The 21,216-nt window shown below is 66.1% G+C and carries 21 protein-coding genes and 1 tRNA gene; 10 read left to right on the top strand and 12 right to left on the bottom strand.

The window, feature by feature from the left end; genetic code table 11:
* Position 1: 1 nt before the first annotated feature.
* Entirely contained in the window at positions 2–898 is an 897-nt protein-coding gene (locus tag QRT08_RS04770) for an HhH-GPD family protein (RefSeq protein WP_286044764.1), read from the bottom strand.
* Positions 899–1,042: 144 nt separating this feature from the next.
* On the opposite strand from QRT08_RS04770, the gene QRT08_RS04765 reads away from it, so the two are divergent.
* On the top strand, positions 1,043–1,369 hold the full coding sequence (locus QRT08_RS04765; RefSeq protein WP_286044763.1) for a ribbon-helix-helix protein: 327 nt from the start codon (positions 1,043–1,045) through the stop codon (positions 1,367–1,369).
* A gap of 265 nt (positions 1,370–1,634) precedes the next feature.
* Here QRT08_RS04765 and QRT08_RS04760 read toward each other — a convergent pair whose 3' ends face one another.
* From QRT08_RS04760 to QRT08_RS04745, 4 genes are all read right to left on the bottom strand, one after another.
* Entirely contained in the window at positions 1,635–2,978 is a 1,344-nt protein-coding gene (locus QRT08_RS04760) for a class-III pyridoxal-phosphate-dependent aminotransferase (protein ID WP_286044762.1), read from the bottom strand.
* A 65-nt stretch (positions 2,979–3,043) separates the two neighbouring features.
* A complete protein-coding gene (locus QRT08_RS04755) occupies positions 3,044–4,297 on the bottom strand; it encodes an MgtC/SapB family protein (protein ID WP_286044761.1) in 1,254 nt (417 codons plus the stop codon).
* Between the two features lie 39 nt (positions 4,298–4,336).
* Positions 4,337–4,612, bottom strand: coding sequence for a PadR family transcriptional regulator (locus QRT08_RS04750; RefSeq protein ID WP_286044760.1), 276 nt, complete (start codon positions 4,610–4,612; stop codon positions 4,337–4,339).
* 415 nt (positions 4,613–5,027) lie between these two features.
* Complete coding sequence (locus QRT08_RS04745; RefSeq protein WP_286044759.1) at positions 5,028–5,174, bottom strand: hypothetical protein; 147 nt, start codon at positions 5,172–5,174, stop codon at positions 5,028–5,030.
* A 129-nt stretch (positions 5,175–5,303) separates the two neighbouring features.
* Between QRT08_RS04745 and QRT08_RS04740 the strand changes: the two genes are divergently transcribed.
* The gene (locus QRT08_RS04740) at positions 5,304–6,029 is read left to right on the top strand and encodes a DUF7117 family protein (protein ID WP_286044758.1); all 726 of its coding nucleotides are present in this window, start codon (positions 5,304–5,306) and stop codon (positions 6,027–6,029) included.
* Here QRT08_RS04740 and QRT08_RS04735 read toward each other — a convergent pair.
* A complete protein-coding gene (locus QRT08_RS04735; protein WP_286044757.1) occupies positions 6,021–6,914 on the bottom strand; it encodes a bifunctional methylenetetrahydrofolate dehydrogenase/methenyltetrahydrofolate cyclohydrolase in 894 nt (297 codons plus the stop codon). The two genes, QRT08_RS04740 and QRT08_RS04735, sit on opposite strands and share 9 nt — an antisense overlap.
* Before the next feature lie 174 nt (positions 6,915–7,088).
* Between QRT08_RS04735 and QRT08_RS04730 the strand changes: the two genes are divergently transcribed.
* From QRT08_RS04730 to QRT08_RS04720, 3 genes are all read left to right on the top strand, one after another.
* The gene (locus QRT08_RS04730; RefSeq protein WP_286044756.1) at positions 7,089–7,646 is read left to right on the top strand and encodes a DUF6789 family protein; all 558 of its coding nucleotides are present in this window, start codon (positions 7,089–7,091) and stop codon (positions 7,644–7,646) included.
* A gap of 113 nt (positions 7,647–7,759) precedes the next feature.
* Positions 7,760–9,316, top strand: coding sequence for a Na+/H+ antiporter NhaC family protein (locus tag QRT08_RS04725; protein WP_369684814.1), 1,557 nt, complete (start codon positions 7,760–7,762; stop codon positions 9,314–9,316).
* Positions 9,313–9,591 (top strand): DUF7513 family protein, encoded by a 279-nt coding sequence (locus tag QRT08_RS04720; protein WP_286044755.1) that lies wholly within the window; start codon positions 9,313–9,315, stop codon positions 9,589–9,591. The genes QRT08_RS04725 and QRT08_RS04720 overlap by 4 nt, the downstream gene beginning before the upstream one ends.
* Positions 9,592–9,603: 12 nt before the next feature.
* Here QRT08_RS04720 and QRT08_RS04715 read toward each other — a convergent pair whose 3' ends face one another.
* Together QRT08_RS04715 and glyA are read right to left on the bottom strand one after the other, a co-directional pair.
* A complete protein-coding gene (locus QRT08_RS04715) occupies positions 9,604–10,047 on the bottom strand; it encodes a luciferase domain-containing protein (RefSeq protein WP_286044754.1) in 444 nt (147 codons plus the stop codon).
* Positions 10,048–10,094: 47 nt separating this feature from the next.
* Positions 10,095–11,342, bottom strand: a complete 1,248-nt coding sequence (glyA, locus tag QRT08_RS04710) for a serine hydroxymethyltransferase (protein WP_286044753.1) — start codon at positions 11,340–11,342, stop codon at positions 10,095–10,097.
* Positions 11,343–11,487: 145 nt separating this feature from the next.
* Between glyA and QRT08_RS04705 the strand changes: the two genes are divergently transcribed.
* The 3 genes from QRT08_RS04705 (at position 11,488) to QRT08_RS04695 (ending at position 16,223) form a co-directional block, all read left to right on the top strand.
* A complete protein-coding gene (locus QRT08_RS04705) occupies positions 11,488–13,494 on the top strand; it encodes a hypothetical protein (RefSeq protein WP_286044752.1) in 2,007 nt (668 codons plus the stop codon).
* A gap of 158 nt (positions 13,495–13,652) precedes the next feature.
* Entirely contained in the window at positions 13,653–14,468 is an 816-nt protein-coding gene (tbsP, locus tag QRT08_RS04700; RefSeq protein ID WP_286044751.1) for a transcriptional regulator TbsP, read from the top strand.
* A 51-nt stretch (positions 14,469–14,519) separates the two neighbouring features.
* On the top strand, positions 14,520–16,223 hold the full coding sequence (locus QRT08_RS04695; protein ID WP_286044750.1) for a YcaO-like family protein: 1,704 nt from the start codon (positions 14,520–14,522) through the stop codon (positions 16,221–16,223).
* Here the strand turns inward: QRT08_RS04695 and QRT08_RS04690 are convergent.
* From QRT08_RS04690 to QRT08_RS04675, 4 genes are all read right to left on the bottom strand, one after another.
* A complete protein-coding gene (locus QRT08_RS04690) occupies positions 16,220–16,570 on the bottom strand; it encodes a hypothetical protein (protein WP_286044749.1) in 351 nt (116 codons plus the stop codon). The two genes, QRT08_RS04695 and QRT08_RS04690, sit on opposite strands and share 4 nt — an antisense overlap.
* A 64-nt stretch (positions 16,571–16,634) precedes the next feature.
* Entirely contained in the window at positions 16,635–17,768 is a 1,134-nt protein-coding gene (locus QRT08_RS04685) for a DUF63 family protein (protein ID WP_286044748.1), read from the bottom strand.
* Between the two features lie 39 nt (positions 17,769–17,807).
* Positions 17,808–18,296 carry a Mut7-C RNAse domain-containing protein gene (locus tag QRT08_RS04680; RefSeq protein WP_286044747.1) on the bottom strand — a complete coding sequence of 163 codons (489 nt, stop codon included), beginning with the start codon at positions 18,294–18,296 and terminating at the stop codon, positions 17,808–17,810.
* A gap of 442 nt (positions 18,297–18,738) precedes the next feature.
* Positions 18,739–18,822: transfer RNA gene (locus QRT08_RS04675), tRNA-Leu, on the bottom strand.
* 184 nt (positions 18,823–19,006) lie between these two features.
* Between QRT08_RS04675 and QRT08_RS04670 the strand changes: the two genes are divergently transcribed.
* Positions 19,007–20,530: a phosphoenolpyruvate carboxykinase (ATP) gene (locus tag QRT08_RS04670; protein ID WP_286044746.1), complete on the top strand. Its 1,524-nt coding sequence runs from the start codon at positions 19,007–19,009 to the stop codon at positions 20,528–20,530.
* A gap of 421 nt (positions 20,531–20,951) precedes the next feature.
* On the top strand, positions 20,952–21,212 hold the full coding sequence (locus QRT08_RS04665; protein ID WP_286044745.1) for a hypothetical protein: 261 nt from the start codon (positions 20,952–20,954) through the stop codon (positions 21,210–21,212).
* Positions 21,213–21,216: the final 4 nt, after the last annotated feature.

Here is a 21,216-nt window from a genome sequence, read left to right as displayed (position 1 = left end):
ACTACCGTCTGAGCCGCACCCGGTCGCCCTCGATCTCGACCAGCCCGTCGTCGGCGAGGTCGGAGACGAGACCACGGAGCCACTCCTCGCCGGTCTCGCCGCCGTAATCGACCCGGACTCGGGGCCCCAGTTCGTCGAGCGGGAGTTCGTCGTACTCCTTGAGAACGCGGATCGCCCGCCCGCGTTTCTGCCGCCGGGACCCCTCGAACGTCGGCTGGGTCGGCACGTCCGGCGCGGTGAAGTCGCCGGTCTCGTAGGCGCGACACCACTCTCGCCACGGGCAGCCCGCCTCGTCACACCGCGGCGTCTTCCGGCAGGCCACCCCGCCCAGTTCCATGATCGCGTTGTTCCAGACGCGCGACTCGCCGGCGGGCATGAGTTCTCCTGCCGTCTCCTCGAAGGCCGAGTCGTCGTCCGGCACGTCGAACGCGCGGTACAGCACGCGCTTGACGTTCGTGTCGACCACGGCGTCGCCGTTGTCGAACGCGAAACTCGCCACCGCGTTCGCGGTGTAGGGGCCGACGCCCTGTAGCTCCCGGAGGTCGTCGGGCTCCTCGGGAAACTCCCCGCCGAACTCCTCCCCTACCTGGCGGGCGGCCTCGTGGAGGTACTTCGCGCGGTTGTTGTAGCCCAGGCTGTGGTCGGTCCAGAAGCCCACCACTGCGGAGCGATCCGCCGCCGCGAGCGCCTCGGCGTCGGGCCACCGTTCGAGGAACGCCGCCCACGCCTCCTCGACGCGCTCCAGCTGGGTCTGCTGGCTCATCACCTCGCTGACGAGGATCGCGTAGGGGTCGTCGGTACGGCGCCACGGGAAGTCGCGGTGATCCCGTCGATACCACTCGATCAGCGACTCGCGTACCCCCTCGAGGTCGTCCGGCAACGAATCCGCCCCACTCATTCGTCCGGGGTAGGACACCTGCGGGTTTAGTCCCCGCGATCCCGCTCGCCGTATCCGATTATCGCGGCCTCGTCTCGGCGTGGTCCCCGAGATGTTCGAAAGCGCAGTCGAAACCCGTATCCCGAGACCGCGCCACGTCCGGGTATGAGCCTCGACGACCTCACGGCCGACGTCGAATCGGCCTACGCCGACCTCGACGACGACCTCACCGTGTCGCTCGACACGCAGGCGAAGAACGAACTCGCCGTGCTGAACGCCGCCCTCGGCCCCGAGAGCACGGACGACCTCGTTCGCCGGGCGGTCCACCTGCTCTTTCAGTCGACCGCGGACACCGGCCAACTCGACATGCACCTCCGACAGGGCTACGACGTGACATACGACGAATACCTGTCGGGGATGACCTACGAGGAGATGAGCGGCGGGATCGCGCCCACCAAGCCCGACGACAAGGAACGGCGCTACCAGTTCTAACGAACGCCCTCGGCGCGCCTTGGCAGGCGCGCCTCGCCCTTTGCATGTCCAAGAAAATAGAAGATTTTCTATGACCGCCAGGCTCCGCCGAGTCGCGGCGCGTGATTCCGCGCCGCTTCCGGGGACGCCTGCCCTCCCCCGTCCCACTCGCGGAGCCGTCGAGAGTGACGGCTCCGCTCACGGGACGCAGAGCGTCCCGTTCGCAATCGAGGTTGATACGCAACCTCGCCTCGCTCGCGCCGGCCACCGCATCCGCCTCGGTCAGCTACTCGTCGACGGCCGCGACCGCCTCACACAGCAGGTCGATCCCGAGGTCGATCTCGCGCTCGGTCACGTCGAGCGGCGGCAACAGTCGGAGGGTCTTGTAGCCACAGCCGAGCGTGAGCAGCCCCCGTTCGAGCGCCGCCTCGATGACCGCCTCGCGGCGCGCCTTGGTGTCGAACTCGACGGCGAGCAACAGCCCCCGCCCGCGCACGTCGACGACCCCGTCGGGGGCGGCGTCCCGGAGCAGAGCCTTGGCCTGCTCGCCGCGCTCGCGGGCGTTCTCCACGAGCCCCTCCTCGCGGATCGCGTCGATGGTCAGGACTCCCTGCATCGCGGCGAGGACGTCGCCGGCCCCCCACGTCGAGGAGATCCGGGCCTCCTCGTCGGGGAACACGTCCGAGCGCGAGACCGTCGCGCCCACCCGTAGCCCCTTCGCACACGTGATCACGTCCGGTTCGATCGGGGACTGGTCCGAGCCCCACATCGTCCCCGTCCGGCCGAGGCCCGTCTGGATCTCGTCGGCGATCACCAGTACGTCGTAGGCGTCACAGACCGCCGCTACCTCCCGCATGAACGCGTCGCTCGGGATCCGATAGCCCCCCTCCCCCTGCACGGGTTCGATGACGAGATAGGCGAGGTCCTCCAACGGGAGGTGGCCGGTCTCGGGATCGAGTTTCGAGGAGAGGGCGGATCCCTCCTCGCGGAAGAAGCCACAGCCACACGTCTCGGGCGTGCAGGTCCGGTCGTCGCAGTAGGGCACGTCGGCGATCCCCGGGAGTTCGGGATACCCTTTTCGCTGGACCGATTTCGAGCGATTCAGGCTGAGCGCGCCCAGCGTCCGGCCGTGAAAGCCGCCCTCGAAGGTGATCCCCCGGGTTCCCCCGCTCGCGTCGTAGCAGATCTTGATCGCGTTCTCGACGGCCTCTGCCCCGGAGTTCGAGAGAAAGACCCGGTCCATCCCGTACTCGCCCGTGATCTCGATCAGCCGGTCCATGAGCTGTGTCGGTCCCGGAAGTTCGGGATCGAAAGGGGTTCCGGGCGACCCGGCGTAGAAGTCCTGGCCGGCGATCTTCGTCGGGTCGGGGAGGTCGAACTCGCGGAGCCGATCCGTGATCAGGGGGTTGTTGTAGCCCAGTGGAGCGGCCGCGACGTGGCTCGTGAAGTCGAGCAGCACGTTGCCGTCGACGTCGGTGCAGAACGGCCCCTCGGCCTCTTCAGTGATGTCCCAGACGAAGTCGTAGACGTAGGTGCTTCTGGCGGCCGTTCGGCGGTGGTGGGCGGCCCACTCGCGGGCGCGCCCGCCGGGCATCTCCTCGACGTGTGGCTCGGCCGTCTCGCGGTCCATACGACGAACTGGCGGCATGACGCCGTAAAATATTCGTTGTGGTCACGACAGTATTTGCGCCCCGCTCAGAGCAACACCACCACGACCGTCGCCCCCGCGATCCCCAGCAGGACGGCCGTCCAGATCCCCACCCGACGGGCGAACCCGCGGTCGGCGCTCGCCGCGACGAGGACCGCCTTCACGACGAGGCTGGAGGCGGTCGCCAGCAGGATGGCGATCACGGCCACGTCGTGCTCCAGCGATCCGGTCCGGTAGAGCACGACCGCCGAGGTCGTCGCACCGGCGCTGGAGACCAGCCCCGAGAGCGCCGCCGTCGCGTAGAAGCCGGCGGTCCCCAGATACGCCTCCGCGAACCCCCCGGAGACGACGATCAGCAGGAAGATCGCGCCGAACCCCAGCGCGTTGCGAAGCGAGAAGGGGCTCTCTAGGTCCATTTCGACCTCCTCGCTCCAGTCGGCGATGACCGCGGCGATGGCGACCGCCCCGACGACCACCGCCCCCAGCGGGACGATCGCCCCCAACAGGGGAGAATCGATGGTGAACGCGAGCGCGATCCCGAGATTGCGCACGGCCATCGCGGCGTCCGCGAGCAGGATCGCCGCCACCGCATAGGAGGCGGCCGCCGGACGCTGGCGGACGTGATCCAGCATCGTCCCGACGACCGCCGTCGAGGAGGCCAACCCACCGAAAAAGCCGGTGACGGCGATCCCACGACCGCCGTACGAGCGGACGATCGCGTAGTTGACGATGCCGATCCCCGCGACGGTGACGACCATCAGCCAGATCACGCGCGGTTCGACCGCCACCTCGAAGCCCGCCGCGGCGATCGGGACGTCCCCGGCGGGGAGGAGCGGGTAGACGACGAACGCGAGGACGGCGAACTCGGCGGTCGAACGCAGTTCCTCGCGGCTGAGCCCCCACGCGAAGCTGTGGAGTTCCCGCTTCAAGACGAGCAACAGCGAGGAGAGGATCGCGACGGTCACGCCCTCGATGAGTCGGCCCGTCCCAACGAGCACCCCGACGCCGTAGGCGACGAGCATCGAGACGCTGGTCGTCAACGAGAGGCCCGATTCCTCGACGAGAAGCCCCTGTACCGCGAGCAACAGCCCCTGCACGGCGACGAACAGCCCGCCGACCGCAAGCAACAGCGGCTGATCGAGGACGGTGAAGACGGCCGCCAGCAGGCTGATCAGCGAGAACGTCCGGATCCCGGCGGACTTGTGCGACCACTCGCGTTCGAGCCCCAAGAAGAGTCCGAGCGCCCCGGCTACGACGATCCGGAGGAGGTCCCCTTCGACGACGAGGCCGACGCTGTTCACGAACTCCCTACTCGGAGTACCCCTGTTAACGCCTGCGTTTCAGAGGTCGACGTAGCGCGATTCCCACTCGCGGCGCGCCTCGATCTCCCGGCGTCCACGGCGGGTCAGCGTGTAGTAGTTGGTCCGGCGGTCGCGTTGGCCCTTCTCGACGAGCCCCTTGTCGACGAGCGTATCGAGGTTGGGATAGAGCCGCCCGTGGTGGATCTCCTTCTCGTAGTACTCCTCCAGTTCCTCCTTGATCGCCAGCCCGTGTGGTTCCTCCTCCCCCACGATGACGTAGAGTAGATCGCGCTGAAAGCCTGTCAGGTCATGCATGGCTATACCTTGTTGACAAATCGGGGGCGATTCCCATAAGCATGTCGGGAATTCCAACTCCGTGTGTCGATTTTCGCACGTTGGACAGGTATAGTATCTACTATGTGAGGCGAGAGTACCCAACTAATTGACTACCGACTAGTACACAATTTTGACTGGCATCTACGGCAACTATCTGCGGCTTACCGGTCCGAGGTGGACTCGTCAGTCTCCCCCAAACGTACCGGACTACAACTAATCGCACGGCTCACGGACGTTGGATCAATGGAAGCAATCCACGCGGGGAGGAAAAATCCCCGCGTGACTGCTTGCCGCCCTGAATTGGTCCCCGCTGACGCTTCGGCCCTCCAAAGCGAAGCGTCACTCGACTAATCACGCCATGGCGTCTTAAACCTACCGACACTAGTCCGATCGCTTAGATGTACTCCTCCTCGAGGACCCAGCCGAGCGCACGTTTGTAGTACGTAAACATCTCCCTGACGCCCTCGTGGCGCATCTCCTCGCTTTCGAGCTGTTCCGCGAGGAACTCGTACTGCTCGCGGATCTCCTCTTCCGTGCGCATACGCGAATCTACGACCGCACGCCACATCAAACCACCCGCCGGTCGACGACGACCCCGACGACCGCGTTCCCACCGTTCGACGACCACGGTGGTCGGACGGGTTTTACCCGCGGGCCCGAAACGACCGGTATGGAGATCAGAGGCGAGCGCGAGTGTACCGATTGTGGCACGCGCTGGTCGTACTACGAGACCGGGGAGGTCGCCTGTCCCGACTGCGGCAGCCTCCGGAGCGTCGGCCGGGAGGGACGAAAGCTCCACACCGATAGCCCCGCAGAGCTCGATCTGACGCCGGTCGTTGAGGGGATCGCCGATCGGCCGCTCGCCGAGGTCGCGAGCGAGGCCACCGACCGCTGTCGGGACTACGTCCGGAAACGGGGGTTCGTCGCGGGCGGCGACCTCCGCACGCTGGACGAGACCTACCTGATCGCGAGCGAACTCGCCGCCGCGATCGGGAGCTACGAGCGGTCGCTCTCGTCGGGGTCGCTCGATCCGGGGGCCGACGACGCGGAACAGCTGTACCTCCTCGCGTTGCTGGGCGGCGAGCGTCCCTCGCCGGCCGAGATCCCCGACTCGCTCGCACCCGCACGCGGACTCGCGTACGCGAAGGCGGTGTCGACCTACCGCGACGACCTCCTCGCGTTTCTCGACGCCGACCCCGAGGAGTATCCGGCGGTCCGACGCGCGCTCGGCCGTCTGGAGGACCACTGCCGCCGGGTCGAGGCGCTCGACGGCGACGTCGACCCCCGGACGGCGGAACGACTCGTCGAGGTCGCCCGCGACCTCGGCCGGGCGACGAGCGAGGACGACGAGGTCGCCCTCGCGCGAGCGGGGGAGCGCCTCGACTCCTTAGGGTAGTTCGACGGGGACGCCCTCGTGGGCGCTCGCGGCCTTGACGGTGTTGTAGAGCAACATCGCGCGGGTCATCGGCCCGACGCCGCCGGGGACCGGGGTGATCGCGCCCGCCTTCTCCTTCGCGCTCTCGAACTCGACGTCCCCGACGAGTTCGTAGCCCTTCTCGGTGTCGGCGTCGACCCGGCTGATCCCGACGTCGATCACCGTCGCGTCCTCCCCGATCATCGAGCCGTCGATCAGTTCGGTCACGCCGCAGGCCGCGATCACGATGTCCGCACCCCGGGTCTTGCCCGCGAGATCCTCGGTCCGGGAGTGACAGACGGTGACGGTGGCGTTGCCGTCGGTCGACTTCTGCATCAGCAGGTTCGCCATCGGCTTGCCGACGATCTCCGAGCGGCCGACGATCGTCACGTCCGCGCCCTCTGTCTCGACGTCGTACGCCGCGAGGAGCTTCTGGATTCCGTGGGGCGTACACGGCCTGAACCGGGCGTCCCCGGCGACGAGCCGACCCACGTTCTCCGGATGAAAGCCGTCGACGTCCTTCGCGGGGTCGATCCGCCGGATCACCTCGCGGTAGTCGATCTGTTCGGGCACGGGATCCTGCACGAGATAGCCGTGGACCGCGGGATCGGCGTTGAGGTCCTCGATGACGTCGTAGAGTTCCGCGGGCGAGGCGTCCCCGTCGAGATCGACGTGGATCCCGTTTATCCCCACCTCCTCGCAGTCGCGCTGTTTCATGTTTACATACGTTTGGCTCGCGGGGTCGTCGCCGACGAGGACGGTCGCCAGACCGGGCGTCACGCCCCGATCCGTGAGCGTGTCGATCGCCGCGCCCAGGTCGTCCCGAATCCCGCTCGCGACCCGCTCCCCGTCGATGGTGGTCGTCATGGGTGCGAGTGGGCGATCCACCGCCTTCAACCCTCGGGTTCGTGCCTATTTCTGGACTGGATATTCCTTAGATATACACATACGTGGATATTTGGGTGCGTCGAGCGCGCCGGGCGGGGAGTCGATCAGGGGCCGGGAGTTATGGGGACGAACGGACAAGGTTCGAGAGGACCAATGACGCTACCAGGTACGGACGGAAACGGGGACGGAGATGGGCCGTCCTCCGAGAGCGAGGCGATCGAGTCGGCCCAGTCGACGCCCGTCTACGTCGCCCGGTCGCTGTTCCGGGCGGTCCAGGGTGGGATGTTCGCGACGGTCGTGATGACCGCCTTCCGGTTGCCGATCCTCCGGTCGCTGCCGCCGTCGGCGAACTTCTGGGCGAAGTACGTCGGTGACGGCCACCCCGAGGAGTACACCGGAATGGGGATCGTCCTTCACTTCCTCTACGGGATCACCTTCGGCGCGCTGTTCGGCCTGCTGTATCCCCGGGTGAACCTCCCCGGGTCGGCGACCGAGACCGAGGGCGTCGTCTGGGGGACGCTCTTCGGCCTCGCGCTCTCGGCCTTCGGCGAGCGCGTGATGCTGAACTGGCTGCTCGACATGGAACTCGACGCGGATGCCGAGACGGTCTTTCACGCCTCACACGCCGTCTACGGGATCGCGCTGGGCACGTGGGTCGGGTCGCGGATCGACCCCACCCGGAGCTACGAGGAGTACGAACACAGCCAGTAATCGACGCCCGCCGGATCCACGGGCCCGACGGATCGAGGGTCGACGGAGACGGGATAGACGCCAAGTTTATATGGTCCGATTCTGAGCCATACAGTGAATGAGATGAGTGTGAGATGAGCGAATCACGTGACCCGGAGGTAATGAGCGGGTTCGGCGGCGAGGAGGGGGACGGCCCCCGCATCGAGTTCTACGGGGGGCGGGGGATGAGCGCGTTTCCGATCGCCTTTTTCATCGTCTGGGCGATCGCCCAGACCGCCCTCTGGCGGATCTCCGACGAGGGCGGCCTGATCGCGGGGATGTTGATCGGCCTGATCGCGGGGATGTTCTTCGTCAAGGGCAACTGGACGTCGTACGCGAACACGATCTTCGAGGGGATGACCCAGCCCGTGGCGGTGACGGCGATCGTCGCGTGGATCTGGGCGGGGATGTTCGCCGAGACGCTGCAGGTCGGCGGGTTCGTCGACGGGCTGGTCTGGCTCGCGAACGCCGCGGGCGTCGGCGCGGCGCTGTTTCCCGCCGCGACGTTCGTCCTCGCAGCCCTTCTCGCGACGGGTATCGGCACCGGCTACGGGACGACCGTCGCGTTCGTCGTCCTCTTTTTCCCGGCGGGCGTCCTGCTCGGGGCGAACCCCGTGTTGATGTTCGGGGCGATCCTCTCGGGAGCGATCTTCGGCGACAACCTCGCGCCCGTCAGCGACACCACGATCGTCAGCGCGGTCACGCAGGACTCCGACATCGGGGGCGTGGTCGCCTCGCGGTTCAAGTACGCCATCATCGCCGCGGCCCTCGCCTTCGCGGGGTACGTGCTCGCGAGTTCGTTCATGCCCGGTGTCGAGATCGCGGGCGACGCCCAGGAGATCCTCGTCGCCGAGAGCGAACCCATCGGGCTGGTCCACCTCCTCTCGATGGCCGCGGTGATCGGGACGGCGATCGCCGGCCGCCACATCGTCGAGGCGATCTCGTGGGGGATCGTCGTCGCGGTCGGGGCGAACCTGCTGTTGGGACTCACGCCGGTCAGCGCCATCGTCTCCTTTAACGCGCCGCCCGACGCACCGCTGGCCCAACCGCTCGCCTTTCTCCCGTTCCTCGACGTCGTTCAGGACCCCGACGCCGTCGGCGTCGGCGGGAGCATCATCGACGGGGCCTCCGGCTTCTTCGCGCTGTCGATCCTCGTCCTCCTCATCATCGCCGCCGCCCAGATCATGATTCGGGGCGGCGCGTTCCAGGCGATCCTCGACTGGTCGCTCGAGAACGTGGCGACCAACGTCCGGAACGCCGAACTCACGATGGTCGGCTCCGCGGCGCTGATCAACGCGATCATCACCATCAACACCGCCGCCGAGGTCGCCATCGGCCCGTACATCTCGAAGATCGGCGAGCGGTTCAACCTGAACGGCTATCGCCGGGCGAACATCCTCGACGCCCAGACCGCTGCCCTCGGATACATCTTCCCGTGGTCGGGCGGCGTGCTCGTCGGCTACACGTCGATGCAGGACCTCCCCGACCAGTACGAGTGGTTCGACCAGTCCCTCATCGTCAACCCCGTCGAGGTCGTCCCGTTCGTCTTCCACGGCTGGCTGCTGGTCGCGGTGTTCGTCGTCGCAGCGATCACCGGCTTCGGGCGGGAGTACCTGATCGACCGTGAAAGCCAGGAGGTGGCGCGGGTATGAGCTTCCTCTCGAAGTACTTCAAGGGGTGGTCGCTCCGCACCACACATCCGACCCTCCAGCCCGGAAAGGAGGTCAACGTCTTCCTCGCGGAGTACGACCCCGGCGAGGAGGCCGCCCTCGCGCTCGTGGGCGACACCCGTCTGTACGTCTCGAACGCGGGACCGGAACACGTCGGAAAGCGCGTCCGGGTCGCCGTCAGGGAGTTCCAGCCCGACGACTCCGTCGGGTACGGCGAGTTCGTCGAGGTCGTCGGTGAGAGCTCGTATTCGGGGTAGCTCCCCGACGGATTACGGCCGCATTCGGTCGAACATCGCCCGGATCTCGGGATCGGGTTCCAGTCCGTCTAGCTCCGCATCGAGGTCGAGTTCCGCGAGGATCGCCCGTCCGACGGGTTTTCGCCGCATCGTCAGGAGGGTGTAGAGATACGAGAGGCGAAGCAACCGGACGGCGTGTTCGACGTCGTCCGGAGAGCCGACGTGGTAGGTTGTCCAGCCGCCGCCCGCGAAGCGGTGGTGGTGGACCCGCCCGTCCGCGATCAGACGGTCTTTCATCCGCCTGGGGAAGTTGACGTCGAGCACCCGCCCGCCGTGGATGTGACCGATCTCCCGGCCGTCGATGGTGAACTCCGTCGCGTCGAATCGGTGGGGACCGGTCTCGACGCCGGGCCACGCGGCGACGGTCTCGACGATTCGCTTGCGGTTCGTGGCCGTTCGACTGGTGGTTGTTGTCATGATACACACATAGGTCGCCGGGAACGATAACCTCGTCGTGGACGCGGTTACTCGTACAGCGGGTGGGACTGACAGAGCGCGCGGACCTCCTCTCTGACCTCGTTCCTGACCGTCTCGTCGTCGTACCCGTCGACGACCCGGGCGATGGCGTCGCCAACCGCCTGCATCTCCTCGCTCTCGAACCCGCGGGTCGTGATCGCGGGCGTTCCCGCGCGGATGCCGCTGGGGTTGAACGCGCTTCGCGTCTCGCCGGGGACGGTGTTGGCGTTCAGGACGATGCCCGCGTCCTCCAGCGCCTCTTCTGCGTCGCCGCCCGTCGTCTCGGGATGCGAGTCCCTGAGATCGACGAGCACGAGGTGGGTGTCGGTTCCGCCCGAGACGAGCGAGAACCCGTGTTCCTGCAGCGTCTCCCCGAGGGTCTCGGCGTTCTCGACGACCTGCCGTGCGTACTCCTCGAACTCGGGTTCGAGCGCCTCCTTGAATCCGACGGCCTTGCCCGCGATGTTGTGCATCAGCGGTCCGCCCTGCGCACCGGGGAAGACGGCCGAGTCCACGTCGCTCGCGTACTCCTCCTCGCACATGATGATCCCGCCGCGACCCGCCCGGATGGTCTTGTGCGTCGAACCGGTGACGAAGTCGGCGATCCCCACCGGCGAGGCGTGGACGCCCGCCGCGACGAGGCCGGTGATGTGGGCGATGTCGGCCATGTGGTAGGCGCCCACGTCGTCGGCCGCCGCTTGGACGCGCTCCCACTCGACCTCGCGGGGGTACGCCGAGTAGCCCGAGACGATCATGTCCGGTTCGAACTCCGCCGCCTGCTCCGCGAGGTCCTCGTAGTCGATGTAGCCCGTCTCGGGGTCGACCTCGTACTGCTCGACCTCGAACAGTTGGCCGGCGAAGTTCGCGGGATGGCCGTGCGAGAGGTGCCCGCCGTGGGTCAGGTCCAGCGAGAGGATCTTATCGCCCGGCTCGAGGACGGCGAGGTAGACGCCCATGTTCGCCTGCGAACCGCTGTGGGGCTGGACGTTGACGTGCTCGGCGCCCCAGAGTTGCTTCGCGCGTTCGATCGCGAGTTCCTCGACGGTGTCGGCGTGCTCACAGCCGGCGTAGTAGCGCTTGCCGGGATACCCCTCCGCGTACTTGTTGGTCAGCGCACTGCTCTGGGCCTCGAGTACCGCCTTCGAGACGTGGTTCTCGCTCGCGATCATCTGGAGCCCCTCGCGCTGGCGTTCGACTTCGCCTTCGAGCGCATCTGCGGTCTCGGGGTCGACCTCGCGGACGGTCTCGTAGTGCATGCGTGGGCTTTCGTCAGGGCGGGCTAAAGTCTACCCCATATCCGTCCGGAGGGGTCCGGATTCCACGGTTTGGGTTCATTTAACTAAACATTATCCTCCTCCGACAGACCTATTATCTATCAGTGATATCAATCTATGTCGCAACATGATCGACTGGGAGGTAACGACGGCGGGGCTCAGGGTGTCTGATCGCCGCGCCGCCGTCGAGATCGCGGCCCCCGACTGGGGGGAGTTCTACGCTGGCGGGTCACTGCCACGTCTGGTCGATACGACAGTTTCCGGTCAGGTGTCGAAACTCGGGTTCGGCACGCCGCGCGCGACGGTCACGAGCCTGACGAACGGCGGCGGACACACGTCGATCGACGACGATCGGACGGAACTCCCGCCGGACTCGTACCTTCTCGACGTTCCCACGCCGATCGAGACCGCCGTCCGGTTCGACGGACCGGCGACGGTCCACGCCCCCGAGCGATCGCTCGAACTCTCGTTCGGCGGCCGCCAGTCGGTCACGCTCGGGTTCAGGAGTCCGTTCCGGGGGCCCGAATCCACGATCCGGATCCCGCCGACGCCCGCCGGGTTCGCGCGCGCGATCTCACACCTCCACGCCGGCTTCGAGACGACCGGTCCCGCGAAGTCGTTGCCCGCGCTCCGCGGGCATCCCTCGCGGATCGAGTTCGCCGAGACCGTCGAGATACCGGACGTGATCGCGAGCGCGACCGCCGAGACGGGGATCGAACTGCGCGTGCCGGCCGACCTCGAAACGATACTGACGGTGTCGCCGCTCGCGTACTACCTGCAGGCGCGTGTCTCCATCGAGGAGGGGGTCGTCCCGACGATCACGGCGCCGGGGTTGACGCATCGACTGGACGGCGACCTCCCCGAGGTGGTCGCCTCGCTGCTCAGACGGGTGTTCTACCTCGATTGCTGCTGTCGGGAGGCGGGACCCCCGCTCGCCGGGCTTCCCGATCCCGACCGGCTCGGACTCGATCCCGACCGGCTCTCGGATCCGGTCCGACGACTCGCCGCCTACCTCGAACTCGACGCCGATTCGATCGACCTCCCCGAGTGGCACCTCGCGACGTACCTCCCCGCAGAGCCCGAAGCCGCCCGCGCGCTGCCGTACGCCCTCGATCGACTGAGCCTGATTCGACCGCCCGAGACGCGCCCGCTCGACGGGAAGGAACTGCTCCGGCGGTCGCTGACGGACTTCTATCGGCGGGGCGACCGGCCGTCGGCGTCGGTCGAGGCGGTCAAACCGGTCCTCGGGCCCGCCCGCTCGCACGCCTGGGTCGACGAGACGGTCCCGATCGACGTGTTCAACGCCCGGACCGAGGCGTTCGAGAACGGCCTGTCGGGGCTCGACACCGACGGACGGCTCCCCTTCATCGTGGTCCAGAACGACCCGGAGATGGGCGAGGAGTACGCCGAGGTCGCCCGGATCTACGAGAACCACGCGGCGGACCTGCCGATCGACGTCACCGCCCACCGGGAGCTCACCTGCGAGGAGCTCTCGGCGGTGTTCGAGCGCCCGAGCGCGTTCGTCCACTACGTCGGCCACTGCGATACCGAGGGGCTTCGCTGTACCGACGGCAACCTCTCGGTCGAGGAGATCCCCGAGAGCAACGCCCAGACGTTCTTCCTGAACGCCTGTGGCACGTTCTACGAGGGCGAGGCGCTCGTCGAACGGGGCAGCGTCGCGGGCGGGGTGACGTTCTCGAAGGTGCTCAACGAACAGGCCGCCACCGTCGGAACCACGTTCGCCCGCCTGCTCGTCTACGGGTTCAGTATCGACCGGGCGATGCAACTGGCCCGCCGGCAGATCATGATGGGCAAGAATTACGCGGTCGTCGGCGACGGCACGCACGTCCTCGGAGGGCGACGCGACCGTCACCCCGGAACGTTGCTCGCCGAGCCGACCGACGGGGGCTTTTCGGTCACGTACGACGTACTCCCCAACTGGACGGCCGGCGGCTGGTACTACCCCCGGGGAATCGGCAGCGACACCCCTCACCTCTACGGGACGACGACCGAATCGACGCTCGATCGCGCGTCGTTCCTCGCCGTCGTGGAATCGATCGACGCGCCGATCATCTACGAGGGCCAGTTCTTCTGGCCCGAGGACCTCGCATCACAGCTCCGTTCGCAGAACTGATAACGACACCCCGACGGGTGTCACTGACCCACATACGTCAAAATCGACAGCAGGAGGGATGAAGTTGTCGAGACCGATGATATTTATTCCCGCCGCGATATCCCTGTCTCTCGGCCGTTATAATTAAATACTTGTAAAAACATTGTACACCCACAACTATGGCCTCAAATTTACTCGATGATAACATCGAAGATATCCTCCGGACGGTCCTAGAGACCTCGTCCGAGGACCTCATCGTGGTGAATCCGTCTGCGGACGCGATCGAGGACCTGATCGACGTCGCCGGCGATATCACGGAGCTACCGCAGATACGGCTGCTCGGAGACGAATCGATGCTGAAGGGCGTTATGAGCGACTTCATCCTCGCGAGCAACGCTGCGGACCTGATCGACGACGGAACGCTCGACCTTCGGACGCTCGAAGACGGTAGTGAGAACTCGCTTCTGATCTCCCCGAACGAGGTCGTCGCCCTGATCAACGTCGGCGACACCGTCGCCGGGCTGACGACCGACGACGAGGAGTTCGTCTCGCTCGCGTACGACTCGTATACGACGGCGTGGGAGGAGGCCGACGAGTTCAACCTCCGAACCCCGCCGCTCTCGCGCGTCCGGTCCACGCTCGCGGACGAGATCGGCGAGCCGGTCGAAGCCGACTTCACGGGCGTCCTCGACTCGCTACAGACCGCACGCGGCGACGGCGACGGCCTCGACGAGGTCACGATCAGCCTGCTGATCGCGGCGAAAAACGAGGTCCTGCTCTACGACATCAGCAAGTGGGGCGAGGACGTCGGCATCGCGAGCAAGGCGACGTTCTCCCGGACGAAGACCCGTCTCGAGGACATGGGGCTGATCGACACCGAGAAGGTCCCGATCGACGTCGGCCGGCCGCGCCTGCGCCTGAAGTTCGGCGACGAACGCCTGCGCGAGGCCAACACCGACCAGCTCGCGAGCGTCGCACAGAACCTGCTCAACTGATCCGATCGGCGATCGGTCGGTTTTATTCGGCCTCTCCTCCGAGCCGACGGTATGGACGTATCCATCGGTATCGTCGGCTCGGGTCCGGCAACCGAGGCGGTAGCGGCCGCACTCGACGACGTCGACGTACCTACGCGACGAGGCTCCATCGAGGCGCTCTCGGCACACCGCCTCGCGGTCGTCGTCGGTCGCGCGGGCAACGACGTGTTCACGGCCGTCGACGGTTCACGAGACGATCCGTGGGTCGGTATCGAACTCGGCGGTATCGGGGGGCACGCGATCGAGGGCGTCGAGGCGTCGGTCGCGGGATTCGCCCCCGAAACGGGCTGTTACGACTGTCTGCGAACCAGGATTGCGGCCGGCGAGATAGAACTCGAGGAGGGCGACCCCGGACCCGCCATCGCGCGCCTCGCGGGTGCGATCGCCGGTCACCGGATCGTGGCGGCGCTTCGCGGCGAGGGAGACGAGGTGTTCGGCCGTGTAATCGAACTACCGTACGCCGAACGCCGCCTTCTCCGGGTTCCGACCTGCGATCGCTGCGGCGGTCGTCCCTCGCCACCCCCGGACGGGGGCGAGAGTCGATCCGTCGAGGAGGCCATCGCCCACGCCGAAGCCGGGGTCGACGAACGGGTCGGGATCGTGCGGTCGGTCGGCGAGGTCGCGTCGTTTCCCGTCCCCTACTATCTCGCGACCACCGCCGAGACCGACGGGTTCAGCGACGCGAGCGCGGCGAACCAGGCGGCGGGCGTTGCCGCCGACTGGAACACGGCGTACGTGAAGGCGCTGGGCGAGGCGCTCGAACGCTACAGCGCGGGCGTCTACCGGGACAGGTGGTTCGAGTACGCTCGGACGGACGAGATAGAGGACGCAGTCGTTCCCGAGCGGTTCGTCGGCGTCGACACGACCGACGCCGAGATCCCGTGGGTGGCGGGTGAACGTCTCGACACCGGCGAGTCGGTGTCGCTTCCCGCGGAGTTCGTCCACTTTCCTCCGCCCGAAAAGCGGTTCGGGCCCGCGATCACGACCGGTCTCGGGCTCGGGAACACCCGGACGGAGGCGCTCCTCTCCGGGCTGTACGAGGTGATCGAGCGCGACGCGACGATGCTTGCGTGGTACTCGACGTTCGAACCGCTCGAACTCGTGGTCGAAGACGGGACGTTCCGAACCCTCGAACGGCGGGCGGCGAGCGAGGGGCTCTCGGTGACGCCGCTGCTCGTGACCCAGGACGTCGATGTACCGGTCGTCGCGGTCGCCGTCCACCGAGAAGCGGGAGAGGACGAGTGGCCGCGCTTCGCGCTCGGATCCGACGCCGACCTCGACGCGGAGTCGGCCGCCCGATCCGCGCTCTGTGAAGCCCTGCAGAACTGGATGGAACTCCGATCGATGGGGCCCGAGGCCGCCGCCGAGGAGTCCGGCTGGATCGGACGCTACGGCTCGCTTCCGAACCCTGCACGGGAGTTCCTCGACGTTTCGGGTCGGGTCGAGGCCGACGCCGTCGGGGAACGGTCGCTCGGTCCCGACGACGAACTCGCGTCGCTCGTGAGGCGGGTGACGGGCGTCGAACTGACACCCTACGCTGCGTGGATCACGCCACGGGACGTGCGCACGCTCGGGTTCGAGGCGACGCGCGTGGTCGTCCCCGAGGCCCAGCCGCTGTTCACGCGCCAGCCGACGTTCGGCGAGCGCGCGGAGACGGTACCCCGGTCGATGGGGTTCGAGCCGCGACTGGAGCGCGATCCCCACCCGTATCCCTAGGCGAGGTGTTTGACCGACAGCGCGAGTCGCTCGCCGGTCTCCAACTGCACGGCGAACACGCTCGGTTCGTCGGCGAGGTCGAACACGTCGACGATCTCCCCGGAGACGCGTTCGACGCACTCCTCCTCGCCGTCGCATTGGACCACCGGTATCTCGACGCGCTCGCCGATCAACTCGTGTGCCTGTTCGGCGGCATGCTGCGTCTCGATCCGAAGGAAGCCGAACAGGTGGCCGACGACGACTCGGCTGACACACAACCAGCAACAGTCGTCGATACGGCCGCGATAACAGCCCCCGCTGTACGCCGGGAGATGTCGCTTTTTCTCCGGCCCCCGTTCTCCTATCATCATCACCTGTAGACCCTGTGATTACTTAAATCTATACAATTATTGACAACACTAGACGTATCAATTAGATACCGAAGGTTGCACGCAGGAAGTCGCGGGTGCCGGGACCGAGCCCGACGGCGAGGATTGCGACGAGGAGCAACATCGAGTAGCGCGGGCTTTCCTCGAAGATCTCGTCGTTGAACACCCAGACCACGAACAGCGCGGCCCCGATCTTCACGAACAGAAACGGCCAGGCGGTCCCGATCGCTTCGGAGATCGATCGGGGCTGGAGCGCGCCCGTGATCTCGATGATCGCGCTGTTGACGACGTGTTTCGGCGTGTAGCTCGGGATCCCCAGTTCGCTCGCCCAGTCGAGGCTGAGGACGTTCGCGATCCCGTCGACGGTGTGGCCCCAGACGACGAGCACGCCCATGTATCCGGTTCCGACGTTCACCGCCGGGACGAACCGCTCGGTGCCGATCCAGGCGAGGCCAGCGACGAGCGTCGCGCCGACGAGCGTGATGAACGCAACCGCCGGGTGGAACCCGAGGACGTCGGTCGTGACGGAGAGCCAGCCCAAATAGCCGATCGTCGTCGCGAACGCGAGCGTACCGATCGCGGCAAGCGGGTACTCGTAGCGGGGGACGAGTCCTCGCCGTGCGGCGGCGACGCTCACGAGCAGCGCCGCGAGCGTGACGAAGAAGACGGTGAAGTAGATGAGCGGGCTGATGAACAGACCGCTGAGGGGAAAGGAGATCGCCGGCTCGCCGGTCGTCCGCAGCATGGCGACGCTCGCGTCCTCGACGGTTCGAAGCGCGCCGCCGAAGAGCATGAACGGGAAGAGCGCGAAGAAAAACCCCCGCTCCCGGCCGATGTCGAGGCGCCGGAGGAGGAAGACGACGCCGACCAGCGAGAAGACGAGCACGACCGCGTAGCTCAACGTGGAGACCGTCGTGTAGCCGGGTTCGGCGACGATCCCCGTCGCCTGCTGACACTCGACGGCGCTATCGAGCAGCCGGGTTTCGCCGCCGATCCGCTGTGCGCAGGTCGAGCCCGTTCCGTCTGCGACGACCGGCCCCCAGAAGTACCGCCAGAGGAACCCGTCGTGGACCCGTCGAGGGAAGGCGAACGACCCGACGACGAGGGCGGTGAGCGCCGTTATCGCCGCGGCGACCCACGCGCGGGCGGGATCGATCCGATCCGAGACGTCGTCCATGTTCCAGAGGGTGCAGGCGGGAGCTTTCAGGGTTCCGGTCTAGTCGTGCCGATACGTTTCACGACGCTCGCGGGCCGATTCGAGCGTCGACTCGACGTCCCGCCAGTGGCTGCCGCGCCAGAACGGTTGGCCGCAGTCACGACAGCGCCACACGGGCCGTTCGGCGGGAGAGGGGGCGAACGGGGGCGTTTCCTCGCCTCTCGCAACCTCTCTGAGGAGCCCGTTACAGATCGAACACCGAACCGGCTCGTCGAGGTCGAGGCTGAATCCCGCTTCGAGGAGTTCCGTGAGCTGTCCCTCGATCGTCCGCTCACACAGGACGAGCGCGCCGTCGGTGGTCCGAGCGAGGTCGACGTCGCGAGTCAGCAACGTTCGGCCCTCCTCACGGGCGAGTTCCCTGAGCCGCGGATCGGCCTCGATGTCACGGTCGAGCGCGTACGCGGTGTCGTAGCCGCACATCCGCAGATACGTCGCGAGTTTGCCCAACATGACGTCGAGTAGCAGAGCCGCGTCGTCCGGCGTCGGCATGGTCGTGAGAGGGTGGCGATCCCTATGTACGAATTGGAAAAGGGTGTGACAGCTACCCAAAGGCATATATCGAAGTATGCCACTCTATCACACTGTGGGTTCGATGAACAGACGATATCCGGAATGGCACTGTCAGACGTGTGGGAAACCGCTTCGTATCCGGCCGTGTCTCAACTGCCACCACCGCCAGCGGTTGGGGCCCGCGTCCTCGAACTGAGCGATACGGACGGTAGATCCGAGTTTTTGTATCGACGCTACGATGACCGGAGCCTGCGGCTACCCGGTCGGCGTCGGTGAGAACTTTGCGAGGGAAGACGCCCCCGAGAGGGTGTCTTCCGCACTCTTTCGAGTGCGAGGGGAGGGATTCGAACTACCGCCGGACTACGTCCGGCATCATTCAAATCCCTCCTGCATTCACGGGACGGCGTGGGCCGTCCGTTCATGCGAGGGGAGGGATTTGAACCCACGGACCTCTACAGGAGCGGATCTTGAGTCCGCCGCCGTTTCCGGGCTTGGCTACCCTCGCACGCATCACCGACTCCGTTAGCCGCCCGCTAAAAGATTCCGAATCCCCGAGACGGCCGACGATGACCGTCCGTCCGTTTCTACCTCGTTTCATACTACGATATGAGTTAATTCCCAGCAAATGTGATCGTGTGATTTGTAGCCACGGTATAATTAATACTCGTGACGGTAGTAGGGGATCGTATATGTCCGGCGACGCTACCCCCGGTGAGACGGTCGGGACGATCAGGTCGGTCGATCCCCGCTCGTCGTTTCCCGACCCGACCGCGGGGACGGTCACGTACGGGCCGAGCCTCGAGGAACTGCGCGAGTTCTCCAAACCGCTCGAAACGACGACCGAATACGGAAGTCCGGCGTACGTCAGCGAGTTCCGGTCCCGGAGCGCCGACCGGACGAAGAACGCGATCGACGACGCCTTCACCGAGGACGACTGGCGACTCGTCCACCGGGCGCTCGAACGGGCCGAGACGACGGAACTGGTCTGCCTCGACCGGATGGTCGGTCGCCACCCCGAGCACGCCTACTGCTGTCGGCTGTTCGTTCCGAAGGAGTACGGCCGGATCGCCCTCGCGTGGGCGAAGCTGCTGGAACCGGCTCCCGAGGGGCGCGAACCGGACTTCTACACCCTCCAACTGCCCGACTGGGAGGAGACCGCGATCCGCGTCCTGCCCGACGAGGGCGTCACCGTCGTGCTGGGCAGCGATTACACCGGGGAAGCGAAGAAGTCGTTCCTCCGGCTGTTCATGTACCGGGCGAAACAGCGCGGCGGTCTCGGACTCCACGCCGGGACGAAACGTCTCGCGCTCGAAACCGAAGACGGACTCTCGGAGGTGTATCAGGCGTTCCTCGGCCTTTCGGGCACCGGCAAGTCGACGCTGACGGGTCACGGTTGCTGGCTCGACCCGCCCGAGTCCGCGGTCATGCTGCAGGACGACGTCTGTGCGCTCTTTCCCGACACGCTCGCGGGCAGCGAGGGCGGTGGCCTCTACATCAAGACGATCGGCCTCAGTGAGGACGAACAGCCTGCGCTCTATCGGGCCGTCACCCAGCCCGAGGCGGTCCTCGAGAACGTCGCGGTCGATCCCGATGGAACGGTCGACTTCGACGACGGCTCGCTGACCACGAACGGGCGGGCGGTGGTTCGACGAGAAGACCTCCCGAGCGCCGCCCCCGAGATCGACTGTGAGCGCGCCGATCAGGTGTTCTTCATCACGCGCAACCCGCTGATGCCCCCGATCGCGCGGCTCACGCCCGAACAGGCGGCGGTGGCGTTCATGCTGGGCGAGTCGATCGAGACCAGCGCGGGCGACCCCGAGCGCGCGGGCGAGTCGATCCGCGTCGTCGGGACCAACCCCTTCATCGTCGGGCCGGAGGGCGAGGAGGGCAACCGATTCGCCGACCTCATGAGCGAGACCGACGCGGAGTGTTTCGTCCTCAACACCGGCTCCGTGGGGTCGAAGGAGATCGAGGTCGAGGACACCATCGCGATCCTCACCGCCGCCGCCCGCGGGGGGATCGAGTGGATCCACGACGATCGACTCGGGTTCGAAGTTCCCGAAGAAGTGCCGGGGATGGAGATCGAGGAGTTCCGTCTCGCGGAGAATCACGACGGATACGGCGAGAAGCTCGCCGCGCTGCGCGAGGAACGCCGGGAGTACCTCGCGGGCTTCGAGACGCTGCGCGAGGGGATCCGCGAGGCGGTTTACTGACCTCTTGGATTTTGGATATTCGTTCACGATAGAAACTCATTTGAAGCGAACAACTACATGAAGACCTATGCGACGTCTTTTGGAGCGACTCGCAACTGACTTCTCTACTGCGATTCCAAACGTAGACAGGATTGCCACCCACGAACGCTGGCAACCCGGGATCGGCCCGTTCGAGGAGACGAATCAGATTCGAATGATTCTCGAGAATCTACGTGATCGCCATGAAATCTATCAGCAGGTAGAAGAATCCGTACCCTATCCCGGCTCACGACAACAATGTGATCTCGTTATCAGGCGTGATGGAACATCCATTCCGATAGAAGCCAAACTGCTTCGATTTAGACGCGATAACGATACGGAAGATCCAAACCGATATACCACGATCTTCAGTCCGTTCAACTCGAACAACCCTACGACGTTGATGAACGATGCACAGCGGCTCTACACTTCTCGGTTCGAACATCCCGGTGGCCTCCTCGGTATCTATTACGAGCGGAAAAACGAGCCACTCGACCAGATGAACGTGAGGACTATCGCGAAGAAATTCTCGCGAGATGTCGACTACTGGTACGAATTCGAGGCAGAAATAGCGACTATTGAAGAGTTCGACGGGCTACGACATCCCGTGTTCCAGCAGGGAGCGGTTGTGACGTGGCGGATTGTCGAGAACCAAGACAATTAGGGAT

It is taken from the genome of Halalkalicoccus sp. NIPERK01 (assembly GCF_030287405.1).
Lineage (GTDB): Archaea > Halobacteriota > Halobacteria > Halobacteriales > Halalkalicoccaceae > Halalkalicoccus.
This window is presented reverse-complemented; position numbering and strand designations above follow the sequence as displayed.